15 protein-coding genes and 3 pseudogenes are annotated in these 17324 nt (G+C 39.2%); 9 read left to right on the top strand and 9 right to left on the bottom strand.

The features are described 5' to 3' along the window. Nucleotides 1-96 precede the first annotated feature (96 nt). Nucleotides 97-992 (top strand): annotated as a pseudogene (locus tag PROCOU_RS11920) (TIGR01777 family oxidoreductase). Nucleotides 993-1038: 46 nt separating this feature from the next. On the opposite strand, the gene mprF reads toward PROCOU_RS11920, so the two are convergent. From mprF to PROCOU_RS11895, 5 genes and pseudogenes are all read right to left on the bottom strand, one after another. Further along, nucleotides 1039-3642: a bifunctional lysylphosphatidylglycerol flippase/synthetase MprF gene (gene mprF / locus PROCOU_RS11915; RefSeq protein WP_036072734.1), complete on the bottom strand. Its 2604-nt coding sequence runs from the start codon at nucleotides 3640-3642 to the stop codon at nucleotides 1039-1041. Nucleotides 3643-3656: 14 nt separating this feature from the next. After that, nucleotides 3657-4322 (bottom strand): VanZ family protein, encoded by a 666-nt coding sequence (locus PROCOU_RS11910; RefSeq protein ID WP_036072704.1) that lies wholly within the window; start codon nucleotides 4320-4322, stop codon nucleotides 3657-3659. Between the two features lie 157 nt (nucleotides 4323-4479). Next, the gene (locus tag PROCOU_RS11905; RefSeq protein WP_051994385.1) at nucleotides 4480-4962 is read right to left on the bottom strand and encodes a GNAT family N-acetyltransferase; all 483 of its coding nucleotides are present in this window, start codon (nucleotides 4960-4962) and stop codon (nucleotides 4480-4482) included. A 16-nt stretch (nucleotides 4963-4978) separates the two neighbouring features. Further along, a pseudogene (rlmD, locus tag PROCOU_RS11900) lies at nucleotides 4979-6353 on the bottom strand (23S rRNA (uracil(1939)-C(5))-methyltransferase RlmD). Nucleotides 6354-6378: 25 nt separating this feature from the next. Continuing rightward, nucleotides 6379-7242 (bottom strand): YihY/virulence factor BrkB family protein, encoded by an 864-nt coding sequence (locus PROCOU_RS11895; RefSeq protein WP_243832132.1) that lies wholly within the window; start codon nucleotides 7240-7242, stop codon nucleotides 6379-6381. An 87-nt stretch (nucleotides 7243-7329) separates the two neighbouring features. Here PROCOU_RS11895 and PROCOU_RS11890 point away from each other — a divergent pair, with 87 nt between their 5' ends. Continuing rightward, nucleotides 7330-7551: a DUF1128 domain-containing protein gene (locus PROCOU_RS11890; RefSeq protein WP_036072699.1), complete on the top strand. Its 222-nt coding sequence runs from the start codon at nucleotides 7330-7332 to the stop codon at nucleotides 7549-7551. Here the strand turns inward: PROCOU_RS11890 and PROCOU_RS11885 are convergent. Both PROCOU_RS11885 and map read right to left on the bottom strand, forming a co-directional pair. Beyond that, entirely contained in the window at nucleotides 7538-8335 is a 798-nt protein-coding gene (locus PROCOU_RS11885) for an AAC(3) family N-acetyltransferase (RefSeq protein ID WP_036072696.1), read from the bottom strand. The two genes, PROCOU_RS11890 and PROCOU_RS11885, sit on opposite strands and share 14 nt — an antisense overlap. A gap of 134 nt (nucleotides 8336-8469) precedes the next feature. Then, the gene (map, locus tag PROCOU_RS11880; RefSeq protein WP_036072695.1) at nucleotides 8470-9228 is read right to left on the bottom strand and encodes a type I methionyl aminopeptidase; all 759 of its coding nucleotides are present in this window, start codon (nucleotides 9226-9228) and stop codon (nucleotides 8470-8472) included. Between the two features lie 274 nt (nucleotides 9229-9502). Here map and PROCOU_RS11875 point away from each other — a divergent pair, with 274 nt between their 5' ends. From PROCOU_RS11875 to mreBH, 7 genes are all read left to right on the top strand, one after another. Then, nucleotides 9503-9958 carry a flavodoxin gene (locus tag PROCOU_RS11875; protein WP_036072694.1) on the top strand — a complete coding sequence of 152 codons (456 nt, stop codon included), beginning with the start codon at nucleotides 9503-9505 and terminating at the stop codon, nucleotides 9956-9958. A gap of 462 nt (nucleotides 9959-10420) precedes the next feature. Then, nucleotides 10421-10561 (top strand): hypothetical protein, encoded by a 141-nt coding sequence (locus tag PROCOU_RS17810; protein WP_159101225.1) that lies wholly within the window; start codon nucleotides 10421-10423, stop codon nucleotides 10559-10561. Next, entirely contained in the window at nucleotides 10548-10856 is a 309-nt protein-coding gene (locus tag PROCOU_RS11865) for a cytoplasmic protein (protein WP_208293629.1), read from the top strand. Before PROCOU_RS17810 ends, PROCOU_RS11865 begins: the two co-directional genes overlap by 14 nt. A 16-nt stretch (nucleotides 10857-10872) precedes the next feature. Further along, on the top strand, nucleotides 10873-12105 hold the full coding sequence (locus PROCOU_RS11860) for an aminopeptidase (protein ID WP_036072692.1): 1233 nt from the start codon (nucleotides 10873-10875) through the stop codon (nucleotides 12103-12105). Between the two features lie 92 nt (nucleotides 12106-12197). Beyond that, complete coding sequence (locus tag PROCOU_RS11855) at nucleotides 12198-13457, top strand: MDR family MFS transporter (protein ID WP_036072691.1); 1260 nt, start codon at nucleotides 12198-12200, stop codon at nucleotides 13455-13457. Between the two features lie 146 nt (nucleotides 13458-13603). Continuing rightward, complete coding sequence (mreB, locus tag PROCOU_RS11850; RefSeq protein ID WP_051994384.1) at nucleotides 13604-14650, top strand: rod shape-determining protein; 1047 nt, start codon at nucleotides 13604-13606, stop codon at nucleotides 14648-14650. Nucleotides 14651-14840: 190 nt separating this feature from the next. Further along, the gene (gene mreBH, locus PROCOU_RS11845; protein WP_036072689.1) at nucleotides 14841-15842 is read left to right on the top strand and encodes a rod-share determining protein MreBH; all 1002 of its coding nucleotides are present in this window, start codon (nucleotides 14841-14843) and stop codon (nucleotides 15840-15842) included. 54 nt (nucleotides 15843-15896) lie between these two features. Here the strand turns inward: mreBH and PROCOU_RS11840 are convergent. Further along, nucleotides 15897-16533: pseudogene (locus tag PROCOU_RS11840) on the bottom strand (CPBP family intramembrane glutamic endopeptidase). Between the two features lie 284 nt (nucleotides 16534-16817). Further along, on the bottom strand, nucleotides 16818-17252 hold the full coding sequence (locus tag PROCOU_RS11835) for a hypothetical protein (RefSeq protein WP_036072685.1): 435 nt from the start codon (nucleotides 17250-17252) through the stop codon (nucleotides 16818-16820). Between the last annotated feature and the right edge of the window lie 72 nt (nucleotides 17253-17324).

Below are 17324 nucleotides of genomic sequence, written 5' to 3'. Positions count from 1 at the left end.
TCGCCTCCTCTTCTATTCTTATAATACGAAAAAAATCGTTTTAAAGCTATCTTAAAGGGAAAAGTGATAACAAATATGTTAGGAGTTGAACGATATATGAATATTTTAATAACAGGTGGCACTGGTTTTATTGGACATCATCTCGTTCCGGCTCTGCTAGATAAAGGCCATGTTATCTATATTTTGACGCGTCGGGATGATAAGGTGGACTCAGGAAATGTACATTATATAAAATGGTTGGATGGTTCTCTGCCGAATTTGGCTGGCATTGCTATTGATGTATGCATAAACCTTGCTGGTGCAGGGATTGCCGATAAGCGCTGGACAGAGAAACGGAAACAAGTGATTTTGAATAGCCGAGTAGAGGTTACAACAGAGCTTGTGCGAATTATTCACCATTTGAAATTGAAACCACATATATTGATTAATGCGAGCGCAATTGGCGTGTACCCTACTTCACAGACAACTTTCTTCTTGGATACAGAGGAGCATGTAGCGGCAGATAATTTTCTTGCAGAGACTGTGATTTCTTGGGAAAAAGCTGCTCGAACATCAGGAATTCGGACGGTATTCACGCGGTTTGGCTTGATTTTAGGAAGAGATGGCGGATCATTGCCATTGCTTACAAAGCAGTTCGCTTTTCTTATCGGTGGGCCGCTGGGTGACGGGAATCAGTGGTATTCGTGGATTCATATTGATGATGTTGTTGCAGCGATTTTATTTATTATGACGAATAATCGTATGGAAGGGGCAATAAACATAACTGCACCACATCCTGTGCAACAAAAAAATTCGCGGAGTTGCTTGGTCATGCCATGAATCGACCAGCAAAAGTGGCAACACCAGCTTCAATGGTACGCCTAGCAATGGGAGAACGGGCAATGCTTGTTCTTGAGGGGCAGCGTGTTTATCCTCAAAAACTCCTCAATCAAAACTTCACATTTGCATTTCCACAAATTGAGGAGGCATTGGCAGATTTAGTGCAAGAATAAAAATAAGGCGTCAGAAGCTCAACTACTGAGCTCCTAACGCCTTATTTTATTTTGTTTCCTCAACTAGAATTATAGCTTCATTTTCTTCTAGAATTTCTTCTACGATTTGTGATTTGGATAGCGGGCGTTTTTTACCTACTAGCACCATTAATTGCAACATTGTGAAAGCAATCGAGCTTCGTTTCCGGAATGCGATAAACTTTTGAACCCAAGTGGTGACGTACTTTGATTTGTAATTTCGTAATCCTTGAAATCCATAAAAGCCTTGGCTGTAGCGGTAGACAAGTCCTGCCATCCGCTCTCCTAAGAAAGCGAACTGGGACGATCCTACATTAGAAAGTGGTGCCATTCCTGCATTGAAAATTTGATAGCCATCTTCTTGTCCTTTTTGAAACAGATTGATAAATAGGAAATCCATAATACCGCTAGGGGCATCTTGACCATAGCGCATTAAATCGATAGACGTCATCTCGTCGTTATAACACGGCATGATAGAAGCAAAGGCAATGATTTTGCCACTTTCATCCTTAGCAACCGCGATTGGTGCTTGCTCTAAATAGTAAACATCAAAGTAGCCAAGTGAAAATCCTTTTTCGGATCTTTCGCCAAGCCAATCATCTGAAACTTCACGAAGTCGCTGAATCGTTTGCTCGTCAAAACTCGGTTCGATGATTTCAAACGTATAGCCTTCGCGTTCAAATTTGTTCATTAAAGCTCGTTCACCTTTGCGTTTTTTACCAGTTAATGTGAATTCAGGCAAAGATACAAAGCCTTCTTCACCGATTTTCATGAAGTCAAAGCCGTGATCATGGAGGAATGCTAGCATGTCAACATCCACTTCATAAAAGACAGGCCGGTAGCCGAAGCGATCAGCATACATCATTAGCTCTTCCAACGCTTCCTCAAGATGAGCACTATCCCCGACCGGTTCTCCCATGATGACCATTTTGTCAGCTTTCAGTTGGAACGGAAATACTACTTTGTCATCTTTGGACCAAAATAGTAATTTGTCACGTAAAAACATGGTGTGCGTTACTTCGTTTCCTTTATACTTTGCTAAATGTGCTCTCAGACGCCTTGCATCAAATGGTTCTCCTATGGTCACAGTCGTTGTGGAGAAATAATAGAAAATAACAATCAAACTAATAATGGCAATAGCAACACCGATAAAACCTGTAATCCAAACATGTTCAGATGGAATCAATAGATAATCCGGTATTTTGCGGTGATGTGGTACTTTTGGTGAGTTGTAGATACCGATTAGAACATAGCCGATTAGACAAAGTAAGAAGAGCGCACTGTCGAAAATGATTTTGCTCCAAGTATACACAAGTTTTTCTCTATAGAATTCGTGACGAGCTAAGTAGACACAAATCAACACAATTCCGAGGAAAATCGCCGCTTTGATAGAAAACCCTTGCGCCAATGTATTAAAAATCGCGCAACCTAACACAACGATTGTTGTCACATAAGCTTTTGTGACTTTACTTTCAATTCCTCGAGCAAGTCCTAATAACAGAAACCCGAATGCTATCATTGTAATTTGCGATACGAAGAACAAGCTGAAAGGAGCTAATTTGTATAGCAATGGTAAGTGATAAATCGCATTCGGGATTGCTGCAGAAATGATAAGCATTAATCCTGCGAAATAGACGAATAAAACTAAAAAGCGATGCGCTAATTTTTGTAGAAATAGCCGCGGTAAACCTTCTAAATAGTCATTGAACTTCTTCCCTGCTTTTTGGACGAAGAATAGAAGTCCTGCTGCAAAAGGAATAATATAATAAAAAATACGGTAAAATAGTAGCCATGCAACGCTCAAATCAGTCGATACACCAAGTCGTTCTAGGCCAAGAATCATTACAACGTCAAACGTACCGACTCCACCTGGCACCATCGAGGCAATACCAATTACAGATGCAATGACAAAGAGCGGAAATACTTTTGCCACATCGACGGGCTCATTCATAAGTACGCCGATAATAATAAAGCAACCGAATGCAAAAGCCCATTCTAATAGTGATGCCAAAATGAGCAGTAATTCGCGTTTTAGCGGTAAATCTTCAAATAATGTTTTACTTTTCCACTTAGTGAAGAAAAATAGGATTGGGAAATAAAGTCCGCCTCCTACAAGCCATGGCCAATAACTTCGGAAATGATCGGCAAATCCGGGAATAAATAGCATCACTAAGCCAATAAGGCAATACAAAGACAAACCAGATACGAGAAATAAGGCAATTTTGGAAATAGCTAGGAGAATTTGTTTATGATCAGCATTTTTTCCGTAGAAATTAGCGCGTAAAGATGCTCCTAATACACCTCCGAAGCCTCCGATATTTGTGAATGTATTCGTAATCCAACCAGATGCGATGATATGACTCGTTGGAAATTTCCCAGGCAATAGTTTCACAATGACAAAATCATAGATGAGCATTGGTGTTACGGCAATAAGTCCCACAACAATCATAATTAAAATATTTTCTGGTCCCTGCGATGTTAAATTTTCTTTTAATGCACCAAAATCGGTTGTTGTTCCAATATTAATCACTTCGTATACAACGAATGCAAGTACAAAAACGATAAAAATTATTTTGGCCTTCAGACTGTTTTCTTGAAACCATGCTATAAGCTTTGCAAATCTTTCTTTCATCATACCAATCCCTTTCATTTTTTGCGCTTTCTCACACTTGGGATACATAAAGCTGCTAGAATTCCTAGCAAACCACTAAGCGTATTTAAAATAATATCATCTATATCTGTCGAACGATTTTCTGGTAATGTAATACCGCTAAAACCTGTAATAACTGTCGTTTGGAGGAATTGAATAAGCTCGATTCCCATTGAAACGAGTAAAGCTGTCAAAAGTGTCATGCTAATCTTTTTTGTAATTTGAAAATAAAGCAGAAAAAAGGTTAGCGGTGCGAGTAATAAAACATTTCCAAGAAGTTGAATAATAGTTGGCATCGTCGGTAGTGTCTGATGAACAGTATTTTCAATCGTCGTGAACGGCTCAAGATTAACCATTTCGTGCTGAATATGAAATGCCCCAGTATAAGTACTTCTCAAAATATCACCCGCTGAAATGTATGTAACAAGATGATGCAAAATAAATAAATATAAAACAAAAGTAGCCAGCCAAATCACAGCTACTACATTTCTTAATTTCGCCTTCCAAATAATGAAAAACGAAACTACGCCAAGAATTGTGCCATTTACAATAACATTAATCAGCTCTGCACGGCTACTAAAATCGATTGCTAAAAATATACCATAACTTATATATATAACCGGAATCAAGAGAACCAGAAACCGAGCTTTATCATTTTTCATAAATTTGCCACGCTTTCTTATGGAGTTATTGTCTTCCTTAGTTTAACAAATAACGCAAGTAATGAAAAGCTTTCTTGGCGCTATCCGACCTTACATTATTGCAAGGTGATTCAAAAATGGAGAACGAGGACTATTGTGCATTTCCCCGTTCTCTATTTTATGTTCTGTCTATTCTTAGTTCGTAAACAAATTGTTCCCCGCGTGGACCTAAGACAACACTTGAGGTTTCAGTGAATCCGCTTTTTAAATACAATTTTTGTGCAGGGATGTTTCGTTTGTTAACAGCTAGCACAACGGTAGAAACCCTTTTAAAGTTATTGCGCACGTAAGCTTTGAGTTCAGCTAGAGAATTGGCACCGTATCCCCTGCCTTGTACACTCGAATCGATGGAATATCCCCGTAAAAGCAATGCATTCTGTTCCATGGTATAAGTCTTTACACCATCACCACTATCCAGAACAAAAAAACCAACAACTGCTTCACTATCGTAAACGAGAACACAATGATAGCTATATGTTTGGCTCGCTTGTTCTAAAAGTTCAACTGGATGCGCTGAAAATTCATCGTTTGTCAGCTGATATTTCTTAAGGGCTTCAATCTGTGCGGTTTCTTTTTTGAATTGTTTTAAGTGGACATTCATGAGCAGCCCTCCTCGATTAATTTTTTAACGTTAGCACTGTAATGCTCTCCACATGAGCGGTGTGCGGGAACATGTCTAGTGGCTGAATATATTTTACGTTATACCGCTTAGCTAAGACCTGGATATCCCGAGCGAGAGTGGATGGATTACATGATACGTAAACAATTTGCTTGGCATTCGTGCGTAAAATCGATTGCAGTAATTGGTCCTCACAACCAACACGTGGCGGATCAACCACAATAGCATCTGGCTTGAAACCAGCTTTAATCCATTTTGGGAAAATTTCTTCCGCTTTTCCAGTTTCAAATGTGATATTTGTAATTCCTGCGCGGGTTGCATTTGCTTTCGCATCTTCTATTGATTCTGCAATAGTATCCATGCCACGCACTTCTGCTACGCGTTTCGCTAAAGATAAGCCAATTGTACCCACACCACAGTAGGCGTCAACAATCTTTTCGTTACCTGTTAAACGGATAGCACGCGCTACTTCCCGGTACAACTTCTCTGTTTGGGATGGATTTAATTGAAAAAAAGCGCGTGCCGATAGGTCGAATTCAATTTCACCGAGCTTTTCAGTCATTTTATCTTTCCCAGCTAGAAAAATTGTCTCTTCTCCAAAGATTAAGGATGTCTTTGCCTGATTAATATTTTGCATAATCGAAACAACTTCTGGCATAGCCGTTTGGATTCTATCAATTAACTCGCGCTTGCGTGGCAACTTCTTGCTGTTTGTGACAAAAACTAGTTGGATTTCACCTGTCTTTATTCCTGTCCGAACGACAATTGTGCGAACGATACCGCTATTTCGCTGTTCTTCATAGATTGGAATGTCAAGCTCCTCCAACAGATCTCGAACAAAATTAGTTACTTTCACTGTATCTGGATGCTGTACCACGCAGTTTTCGATTGGAACTAACTCGTGACTTTCAGCGCCAAATAGACCTGCTTCGACCACACCATCAACTTCTCGCACTTGAAATTGGCTTTTATTACGGTAACCCCAAGGATTTCCCATGCCGATAGTATCGTGAATCTTGATTTGGTTTGGATAAAAACGCGTATGTTTCTCAAGAGATTGCGTGATGAGATCTTTTTTTTATTTTCAGCTGCTCTGGGTATGACAAGTGTTGTAGCTGACAACCTCCACACGCATCATAAACTGGACATGGTGGTGTGACGCGGTGTGGTGATTTTTTACGAATTTTACGGATTTTTGCTTCTGTGTAACGTGGATTAACTTTTGTTGCCTCCACAACTACTTCTTCTCCTGCTAGGGCTCCGGTTACAAACACAACGGATCGCTTGAAATAACCGATTCCTTCGCCGTTAATACCAATCCGTTTAATCGTCAGCGGAAATTGTTGACCTTCTGTTACTGGATTTTCACTCAAAATAATTCTCTCCTTATGGTCAAGTTTAGTTTATCTCCCCGACCAGCTTTTTCTGTCGTAATATGCTGAGTGTGGCATTAATCTCGCCACCAATCATCAAAATCGTCCCTGTTAAATAAAACCATAACATCAAAATAATTATGACACCAATACTGCCATATGTTGCTGAGTAGTTGGCAAAATTGTTCACGTAATAGGCAAACCCGATCGACGCGGCTGCCCAACCAACCGTGGAAAAAATCGCTCCCGGCAAAATGCTAAACAATGTACTTCTCCGGTTTGGCGCAATCCAAAAAATAAAGGAAAACACGATAAAAATAACGGCCATCGTCACAATCCAACGAAAATTATTCCAAATATCTAGCGTATCTTGGGAAACATTAAGATGTTTAAAAATGAACATCCCAATTTGTTGGCCAAAAACAACGAGGAGAAGCGTCACAACAACAACTGCGAGCATACCCAATGTAAAAACCATCGACAAAAGTCGTTTCACAAAATAATTTCGACGATCCTTAACACCATAGGCTTTATTCAGTGCTTTCGTTGTTGCATTCATACCATTAGAAGCCGACCAAAGCGTACCAATGATACCAAGTGAAAGCGCACCACTTGAATTATTATTTAGAAGTTGATCCAGATTATTATTAATAAATTCATAAATTTGCTCTGGAACAAACTGTTTAATTGTCGTAAATAGTTGGTCTTGGTCAATATTGAAGTACGGTAACAGCGAGGCAACAATTAGTAAGATTGGAAAAATAGAAAAGAGCATGTAATACGCTAACTGCGAGGCGCTACCCGACACATCATTTTTCGTAAACCGAGTCCCAACAATCATGCCAAAGCGAACGAGACGAATATCTTGTATTTTTTTTAACATCTGCATCTCCTTTCTTCTTAAAATAGACGCTAATTGTGGCGTCACTCCAAACTATATGCTACAATTTTTGAAAGTTGAAAAGGAGTGTCTCGCATGAACTTAGAAAATCCAACGCAAGAAAACATGACGTATATGTTAAATGAAATTACTGCCAAACTAAAGATGGTCAACGCTTCTGTCTTTGAAAACCTGACGCTAGAAGCCATCCATTATGATTCATTACTTGATATTTATTCCCTTATTCACCGCAAAAACAATATAAGCATGCGCGAAATGCAACTTTTTGCGGAAGAATTAAGTACTATTCGGAAATAATCCCACTAACATAATCTACCAACCCGCGCATTTCGAAAATTTTCGTAGGGGCACCCGCAATCGTCGTAGGCTGGTGCCCTATTTTTTGCTCATAATCATGACCGATAGCAATGAAATCCTCACTATTTGAGGTTATCTCGTCGTAGCTTTGCCAAATTTTTTTGCCTCTCACCATAATTGGTGACTTTTCCTGTTGAATTCGGAATTTTTTGGCGCGGTGCTCGGCAAGATGGAGTGATGTATTTTTATTATGGTCAACACCAAATAAAACAATTTTGGCATGCAATTCGTAAAGGCGTGCAAGTGGAGATTGCTCACCAAATCCAAAATTAAGTGCATGTTTTTCTGTAATAAATGCCGCATCACTTCCCCATGCAGAAAAAGAATACTTCGGATGGGAACTTCGCTTGACATCTGTCATTTTACGAAACGTTTCTGGAATTACACCCATAAAAAAAGTTGGTGTTTCTTCCGGATCATACGCTGGCATTTCTTCGTATATGGCTGGCCACCAATCTTTGGGAACTGCTGGATTTCGCCATTTTGCAGGATCTGATACATTCGTACTCTGCGTCGCCATCACCAGATTTCCTGATTCCGTCACTGCCTCTTGAAAAGCTTTAATAATTGCAACATCGCCTCCACAAACCCATCCAGCTTGGCCGAGTGCAGAGTGTAATATTACCGTATCTCCTTTTGCAATTCCTTGATTATGTAATTCCTCACAAATCGATGTGACCGTATGAGGCTTCCTCGTCTTACGAATCGCTCTTTTTTCTCCCATAACCACTTCTCTCCCCTTAATTACTGAAAAAATTTAGGTGTGTCGCACCAATTAGCAACACACCTCCATATCTCAGCGTCTGAGGTTTCGTGAAAAATTATATAAAACTTTTCTATAACCTGCAAAACACTCAATTAATCATTTTCACCTTGATATGTCAAAATTTCTGGGCCGTCTTTTGTGATTGCAATTGTATGTTCGTACTGTGCTGAGAGTGAACCATCAGCTGTGCGCGCCGTCCAACCGTTATCATCCATTTTGGCTTTCCAACCGCCTATGTTTACCATCGGCTCAATCGTGATAACCATACCTTCTTTCAAACGTGGGCCTTTTCCTGCTGCGCCAAAATGTGGAACTTCTGGCTTCTCATGTAGTGTTGGACCAATGCCATGACCGATAAATTCGCGAACTACCGCCAATTTTTCAGCTTCTACATACGTTTGAATGGCATGACCGATATCGCCAATTCGGTTTCCAACTTGCGCTTGTTCAATACCAAGATACATCGATTTGCGTGTCACTTCCATCAAACGCCGAGCTTCTGGTGAAACTTGACCAACGCCATATGTCCATGCCGAATCGGCAAGTGCGCCATGGTAATTAACAACCATATCTACCGTGATAATATCTCCTTCATTTAGAATCTTTTTACGTGGAAAACCGTGACAAATCTCGTCATTGATACTCGCACATGTAGCAAATTCGTAGCCCTCAAAGCCTTTTTGTTCAGGAGTCGCACCTTGTTTACGTAGGAATTCATCTGTGAATACTTCGATGTCCCAACTCGTAATCCCTGGCTTGATTAGCTTTTTGATTTCTTTATGTGTGGCAACGAGGATTTCTCCCGCACGTTTCATTTCATCAATTTCACGTCTTGATTTTAATGTAATCATTTTTTCCATCCCTTCTCTTTCTAGCTATCAAGCTCACTTAATTTTGTCATAGCCAGAAATTCTCACTTCTATTATTATAGCTTTATTCGCCTCATTTTGAAAGCACGAATATAACGTTTTTTGCTAAATTTGGCGGAATTTCTTGCAGTTTTCCTGAAATTCTTTATAATGGAAGTATTAGTGAATGATGAAACAAGCATATTTGGCATTCGCTTGTGTGCTTTTTTTAGCGTATGAACTTATTACTTTAAAGAAAGAAATGGTGATGTGAATAATGGCAAAAGTAATGATTGTATATGCCAGCATGACTGGTAATACAGAAGAAATTGCAGATATCCTAGGCGAAGAGTTAGAGAAATATGATATTGAGGTGGATATTGAGGAATGTATCTCAGTTGAACCTGACAAATTACTAGAATACGATGGCGCGTTAATTGGTGGCTATACGTATGATGATGGTGAACTTCCAGACGAATTTGTAGACTTCTATGAAGATATGTCTGACGTGGACTTCTCTGGAAAAGTATGTGCCTCTTTTGGCTCAGGCGATACATTTTATGATGAGTTCTGCTTGACGGTTGATCTTGTTGAGAAACGCTTGAAAGAGCAAGGCGCAACGGTACCAGTAGAAGGTCTTAAAGTAGATTTAGATCCAGATGAAGATGATGTCGTTCGTGCGGAAGCCTATGCGAAAACATTTGCCGATGCGTTACTCGAAAATCTAAATTAAATCTCCCAAAATGCCTGCCTATCATGTTGATAGATAGGCATTTTTTTGATAGCCAAAATAGTTTTAAAATGGTATTTTATATTCTCAAATTAGAAGCTGAATTCCCTTACCTACCAGTCTATATAAGACATTCACTATGCCTTATAAAAAATGATTTCTTTAAAGCTTTGGCAAATGAAAAAACAAGAGATGTGCTGTATAATCTGATTTTGCCCTGCCATTGTGGAGTAGACGCTCTGATAAGTATATGTTACTGTTAATTGACCTACAATTTTTAAGGAGTGTTACGATGACTTTCAATGAATTTTCTGTCTATATGTCTGAAAACTTAGCGAGTAAAGATAGCTTTTATCAAAAAGCTCTCGAATTCCAAAATGAGAAAAATAAAAAAAACGCCCACCCGCCAAACGTTGGAAAGAAACGAAACTAGATCGCGCCGTAAACGCGATGTGGCAAGATATTATGAAGACGATGTATGATAAAATTAAACCGTCAATTAAACGTGATGCTCCTGATTTACGCCAAGCTTGGTTGGATTATTTTGTGAAATATAATATTCTGGAATCAATGGATGAGGCTTTGTCAGAGATTGAATTTGAGTAATGTAAGGCATGCTCATAAATATGCTTCCAGTAATAAAATATGGCTAGCTAAAGCTCAGCGTTGTGGCTGTTTTTATTGCCTTGAGATTTTTTCGCCAGTAGAGATTACAAACTGGCTGGAAATGGAGGATACTGCTCTTTGCCCGTATTGCTCGGTTGACGCTTTATTACCTGAATCTTCGCTGTTACCGCTTAGTAAGAATTTTTTAGAAAAGATGCATCAGCATTGGTTTGAATGGGCATGGCAAACAGTTGCTTTACGTGTTTTTTTAAGATACAATGCTTTTATTGAATAGGAGAGAGGTGCTACATATGACAACATTTAATGAAAAGTTAGAAAAGTATGCGGAATTAATCGTCAAGGTTGGGGTGAACGTTCAACCAAATCAGAAAGTAGTAATCAATAGTTCCATTGAAAGCGCGCCGCTAAGTCGCTTGATTACGAAAAAGGCCTACGAAGCTGGGGCAAGTGATGTTATTATTAATTGGGCTGATGAAAAAATAACATTACTCCGTTACCAGAACTCACCAATAGATATTTTCGAGCAAGCACCAATTCACCGTGCTGCAGAACGCATCGAATTAGCACATGAAAATGCCGTATTTATATCTGTAATTTCTGATAATCCAGACTTGCTAAAAGGCGTAGATGGCAAAAAAATCGCTGCTGGCCAAAAAGCCATGGGACAAGCATTAGAGGAATTCCGTCAAATGATTCAATCCAACACAATAAGTTGGACAGTTGTTGGTGCCGCATCTGAAGGTTGGGCTGCGAAAGTATTCCCAGATTTGCCACAATCTGAACAAGTTCCTGCGCTTTGGGAAACAATTTTTGAAACAACGCGCATCAATACAACTGACCCAGTTCAAACATGGAAGAACCATGATGAAACGCTGAATAACAAAGCTACGTATTTGAATGAACAGCAGTATAGTGCACTACATTACACTGCACCTGGTACTGATTTAACAATTGGCCTTCCTAAGAATCACGTTTGGGTTGGAGCTGGTAGCGTTAATAAGCAAGGAAAAGAATTCATGGCAAATATGCCTACCGAAGAGGTCTTCTCTTGTGCAGAGAAAAACAGCGTAAATGGCTACGTATCTAGTACAAAACCGCTTAGCTATGCGGGGAATATCATTGATAAGTTCAAAATCATATTTAAAGACGGGCGTATCATTGATGTTGAAGCTGAACAAGGAGAGGATATCTTGAAAGATTTGGTGGCAACAGATGAAGGTTCGCATTACCTTGGCGAAGTTGCACTTGTACCAGATCCATCACCGATCTCACAGTCAGGAATCTTGTTCTACAACACGCTATTTGACGAGAATGCATCCAATCACTTAGCAATCGGTAGTGCTTATGCTTTTAACATCAAAGGCGGCGAAGATATGAGTCGCGAAGAATTAGAGCAAGCCGGTGTGAATTCAAGTGTGACACATGTTGATTTCATGATTGGTTCTGATAAAATGAACATTGATGGCATTACAGCAACTGGGGATAGAGTTCCTGTATTCCGTAACGGTGACTGGGCATTTTAGTATTGTTTGATAATATTATTTTTACTAATTAATAATGAAGCCCATGGAATAATTGTTTCCTGGGCTTTTTTTTATAGAGAAGGTGTTTGATTATGAAGTTTAAGACGTGGGATATTAATCTCAAAGTGCGGCTATTCGGGGAAGCTTTGCTCGATATTTCGTTTTGGGCGGTGTTTCCCTTTCTAACGATTTATTTCTCGGATTCAATTGGGCGACAAACCACGAGTCTGTTACTTATTTTATCGCAGGCTCTATCTGTTATTACTGCCCTTCTCGGTGGTTATTTTGCGGATACTTATGGTCGAAAACGGATGATGAGTATTTCTGTTATAGGCGAAGGTGCTGGTTTCCTTATTTTTGCGATTGCTGCAACAACAATGTTTCATTCACCTTATATCGCATTTTTCGGATTTATGGTTGCCAGTATTTTTATGTCGTTTTATCAGCCGGCAAGCCAGGCAATGATTGCAGACGTTGTGAAGCCGGAGCATCGAAGCCATGTTTATTCCATTTTTTATATGATGATTAATATTGCGGTCGTTATCGGGCCAATTATTGGGGCACTTGTATTTAATAAGTATACAGCTCAGACACTGCTCGCAATTGTACTTGCTGATTTACTTCTCTTAATTCTATTGACAAAATTCGGCCATGAAACTGCTCCGATGGCTCTAGATAAAGAGTTACGTAAGGCACAGCGTGAGAAAAAAATCAGTACAGTTTTGATGGAGCAGTTGCGCAACTACAAGCTTATTTTTAAAGATAAAGTCTTTTTCTTGTATATTATTGCTGGTGTCATTATTTCTCAATCTTTTATGCAACTGGATTTATTATTTCCACTTTACATTACGGAAGTTATTGGCGATTCATCGATTTTCTGGATACAGCTTACCGGAGAACAATTATTCGGCTTTATCGTCTCTATCAACGGATTCTGCGTGGCTCTATTGACCGTATTCTTCACTCGGATGATGAGCAGATATCGTGAAAAACTAGTTTTTATGAACTCTTCCTTTTTATACGGCATTGCTATTCTGCTTTTTGGAATCACGACAGGTCCGTGGGGAGCCATTTTAGCGATTATTTTATTTAGTTTTGCAGAGCTGATGACAGTCGGAATTCAACAGAACTTCGTTGCCAAAATAGCACCTGATAATAAACGCGCGATGTATTTCTCAGCTGCTGGGCTTCGTTATACGTTCGGAAAAGTGATTGCCCCGCTCGCAATTACGCTTTCTACACTCGTTGGCTATTTTGCAACGTTTATGACAATCGCGGTGCTAGCGGTAATTAGTGGATTTATATATTTCTACATGTATAGTCTCTATGAAAAGCAAGAACGCGCTAACTAGGTTATGAAAAAAAAGTTATGCTTAAAACGCATAGCTTTTTTTTGTGTTTTTTCAGTATTTATGTTTATCTTCCCCACTTTAAGGCAATTATGTCATTAAGAAGTCAATCTGCTTTAAAATTTCAAAGGAAAGTAAGGTGTGTGCTTATGTTTAGTCATTCTGCAATTGGAATCGATTTGGGAACATCGAATATTGTTGTCTACAATGAACTGCGGGGCATTATTTTTAATGAACCTGCTGTCGTTGTTTTAGATGCTGAGACAAAAGAAGTCTACGCTATCGGAAACCCGGCAAAGCAAATGTACGGAAAAACACCTATCACTTTAACAGCCATCAAACCGCTAAAAGATGGTGTTATTGCGGATTTTGATAATACAGTAAAATTATTACAAACTGTTCTGAATCGGGTAGCTCGAATCACCAACATTCCGATTCGTAAAACGGCTGCAAGTGTAAGTGTCCCCGCTGGTGCAACGGTTGTAGCGCGGAATATTATTCGTGATGCCGTTCTTGAGACAGGTATAAAAATCGTGACTATTGTTGAAGCACCTGTTGCTGCTGCCATCGGAGCGGGACTCCCTATCAATGAACCCGTATCCAACATGATTGTGAATATGGGGGCCGGCACAACAGAGATTTCAATTGTTTCATATCGAGGAATATTGGCTAATATGTCTGTTCGCTCTGCTGGTGATTCTCTTGACGCCGATATAATTCAATACTTTCGCGATGAACACAATTTATTAATCGGCAACTTAACTGCCGAAAAAGTGAAACAGAAAATTGGTTACGCGCCAGGTCCTCATATTTTGAAGTCTATGGAAGTTCGCGGCCGTTGCCTATTGACCGGACTTCCAACAATCATAAAAGCATCTTCCACTGAGGTCCAGCCGATATTTACAGAGTTTTTAGCAAGAATCGTTAAAATGGTTCACGTTATGGTGGAGCAATCACCCGCTGAACTAAGTGGCGATATTATGGATCAAGGTATTATTTTTACAGGGGGCGCTTCACAATTAAATGGTTTCAAAGAATGGCTAACAAAACAAGTTGATTTTCCAATTATTCTCGATCCGAATCCTTTAGAATCCATAGCTATTGGAACTGGTCGAATTCATTATTACAGTCAACGTACACTCTCAGGTGATTTTGAACTAACAACGCCACGACTCAAGTTACCATTTTTCTCTTGAGTGAAATACTGGATCTTCATTAAAATCTTTACATGCGATTTACGTTTTCTGAGTGAAAGCCGATTCCTATGCGATTCCTATATTACCTTTTTATATCATTATCTTTATAAACCCCTACAATTGAAAAACTACTCTATACTAGAGACTGTGCCGATAAAAGCATGAAAAAGGAAATATGGAGGGTAAAAAAATGTTTGGTAATACAACGATTGGTATCGACCTTGGTACCGCAAACATACTAGTGTACAATAAGTCAAATGGAATTATTTTGAATGAACCTTCTGTAGTTGCCATGGATATTCACACCAAGTCCGTGCTTGCCATTGGCCAAGAAGCGAAAGAAATGATTGGGAAGACTCCTACAAATATTATTGCCGTTCGTCCATTAAAAGATGGTGTTATTGCCGATTTTGATATCACGACTGGTCTATTACGCGAGATTATGCGTCGGGTCACGGGAATTGTTGGCAGTTCAGTGAAACGGCCAAATGTTGTCGTGTGTGTGCCAACTGGAGCGACTTCTGTGGAACGCCGTGCAATTAGTGATGCGGTGAAATCAATGGGCGCAAAAGATGTCACACTGATTGAAGAACCTGTTGCAGCAGCAATTGGTGCAGATCTCCCAGTCGATGAACCGATTGCGAATGTCATTGTCGATATCGGCGGTGGGACGAGTGAAATTGCCATCATCTCATATGGAGGTATCGTAACGAGTACATCTGTTAGAACTGGTGGCGACCACATGGACGATGAAATTATCCAGCATATCCGCAAAAATTACAATCTTCTTGTTGGCGAAGCAACGGCCGAACGCATCAAAATGGAGCTTGGTTACGCGCCAATTCCGCATACTGAGGCAACACTAGATATTCGTGGCCGCGATTTGCTAACAGGGTTGCCGATGACCATCACCATCACGTCTACCGAAATTCAAAAAGCATTAGAAGAAACATTAGGACGTATCCTAGAAGCAGTTCGTGTCACATTAGAACAATGCCCAGCTGAGTTAAGTGGTGACATTGTTGATCGTGGTATCATTTTAACTGGTGGTGGTTCTCTGCTACACGGGTTCCAAGAATGGCTTGTTCATCAAATCGATGTTCCTGTACATATGGCACCTAACCCTTTAGAGTCCGTGGCTATTGGAACTGGTATGTCACTTGAGTACATTGACAAAATATCAAAAAAATAAATTAACACTAAGCCCCAGAAAAACAAGCCTAAATAAACTTGTTTTCCTGGGGTTTTATTTTAATAAAACTGGTAGAAAAGCGATAAGATCAAAAGCGATATGGGCAATCCATGTAACCCAGATAGAGTTGCTCTTTTTAAATAGGTAATTTAGAACCATCCGACTCGGAATAATCGTTACTAAACACTGCAATAGATTATAATCATACGATGGCAGATGCCATAGAGCGAATAGAATCGAACATAAAAGAGTTGCTTGCCAGAATTTCCAGTTCAATTTTTTTCCAAGCGGCGTATAGAATGCCAATGGATAACAATTCTTCACCTAAGAGCATGAATAAAACATTTTTAATGACGTACCCCCAGCTTAGAACACTATTCACATCATTCTCGGCTACTCCTCCAGCAATCGCTGACCAAAGGCTACCCGCAACAGTTCCGACAACTACTAAAAACGGTATACCTATCAGCAACCACTTTATGCTAAAATGCTGAAACCAATCTAGAAATTCTGCCTTAAGTAGAATGTAGAGTAGAACAAACATGATACTTCCATTGAAAAATGCACTGATGATTTCTAAGTAATCTGTTTGCAACATTGTTAAAGGTAGCATTTGATACGCTACACCTACTAGTATAGCGCTAAGTATAATTAAATAGCCCTGTTTCTTGTTTACCGATAAATTATCCATTTTCTTACTCCTTTTAATAAATTGAGAGATTATCTTGCATCGATGTTACAGCTTCTCTTTCTCCATTACCCTTATTAATCCAATGCAAATCGTGATAGAACATTTGTCTCAATTATGTTTCTAATTATATAAAAGAAGATTATCAATAGATTTGTAAATTTGGTTACAATATACTCATATTGCCTTATATTTTTCTCTATAAAAAAGGCTGGCAAGAGGAATTTTAGCAAACCTCAGGCCAACCATTTATTTATTTTAGTTCCATTGTATATAGCTCATCGCCATTATTGTCTTTGATTGTTACTGCAGAAATTGTGTCTATTGTCATTTCTGTTTTTTTTTGTAAGCTGGATTAAAGCATTTTTGTCATTGTAGCCAGTGTGTAATGGCTGTGTGTATTCCTTATCGTCTGTTGCCTTTAAAACAACTGTCGTACCTTTGCCGAGAATCGTTTCCAGTTCTGCTACAACGCCGATATACTGGTTTTTATTGCCTTGTAATTGTAGTAAAGACAAGTCATCATCTGATTGTGGATTATTATTTTTGGATGTCTCTTTGACAACTAGCTTACTATTTGGATATGTGAATTCGGCCAAATGATAAGAACCGTCTTTATCTCGTAGAATTGCTGTGTAAATTTGCTTTTTTTGTGTGGCACTACTGATTACTTTCCAACCTTTGTCAGCTATATATTTATTCACATTTGGGAAAAAAAGCATTTTTTTTCGCTCGCTCGGATAGTGCTTGTGCTTTTATTTTACTCGAATCTAAGTTATTTTGGTAAATTATCT

This window comes from Listeria rocourtiae FSL F6-920, assembly GCF_000525975.1.
Taxonomy (GTDB): domain Bacteria; phylum Bacillota; class Bacilli; order Lactobacillales; family Listeriaceae; genus Listeria_A; species Listeria_A rocourtiae.
Note: the sequence above shows the minus strand (reverse complement) of the source record. Positions and strands in the feature narration are given on the sequence as shown.

Coding starts and splice junctions, on each gene's coding strand:
- mreBH (WP_036072689.1), top strand. CDS start 14,841: ATGTTTGGTAATACAACGATTGGTATCGACCTTGGTACCGCAAACATA.
- PROCOU_RS17810 (WP_159101225.1), top strand. CDS start 10,421: ATGAAGACGATGTATGATAAAATTAAACCGTCAATTAAACGTGATGCT.
- PROCOU_RS11905 (WP_051994385.1), bottom strand. CDS start 4,962: ATGAATGTCCACTTAAAACAATTCAAAAAAGAAACCGCACAGATTGAA.
- mprF (WP_036072734.1), bottom strand. CDS start 3,642: ATGAAAGAAAGATTTGCAAAGCTTATAGCATGGTTTCAAGAAAACAGT.
- PROCOU_RS11860 (WP_036072692.1), top strand. CDS start 10,873: ATGACAACATTTAATGAAAAGTTAGAAAAGTATGCGGAATTAATCGTC.
- PROCOU_RS11890 (WP_036072699.1), top strand. CDS start 7,330: ATGAACTTAGAAAATCCAACGCAAGAAAACATGACGTATATGTTAAAT.
- mreB (WP_051994384.1), top strand. CDS start 13,604: ATGTTTAGTCATTCTGCAATTGGAATCGATTTGGGAACATCGAATATT.
- PROCOU_RS11875 (WP_036072694.1), top strand. CDS start 9,503: ATGGCAAAAGTAATGATTGTATATGCCAGCATGACTGGTAATACAGAA.
- PROCOU_RS11855 (WP_036072691.1), top strand. CDS start 12,198: ATGAAGTTTAAGACGTGGGATATTAATCTCAAAGTGCGGCTATTCGGG.
- map (WP_036072695.1), bottom strand. CDS start 9,228: ATGATTACATTAAAATCAAGACGTGAAATTGATGAAATGAAACGTGCG.
- PROCOU_RS11895 (WP_243832132.1), bottom strand. CDS start 7,242: ATGCAGATGTTAAAAAAAATACAAGATATTCGTCTCGTTCGCTTTGGC.
- PROCOU_RS11910 (WP_036072704.1), bottom strand. CDS start 4,322: ATGAAAAATGATAAAGCTCGGTTTCTGGTTCTCTTGATTCCGGTTATA.
- PROCOU_RS11835 (WP_036072685.1), bottom strand. CDS start 17,252: ATGCTTTTTTTCCCAAATGTGAATAAATATATAGCTGACAAAGGTTGG.
- PROCOU_RS11885 (WP_036072696.1), bottom strand. CDS start 8,335: ATGGGAGAAAAAAGAGCGATTCGTAAGACGAGGAAGCCTCATACGGTC.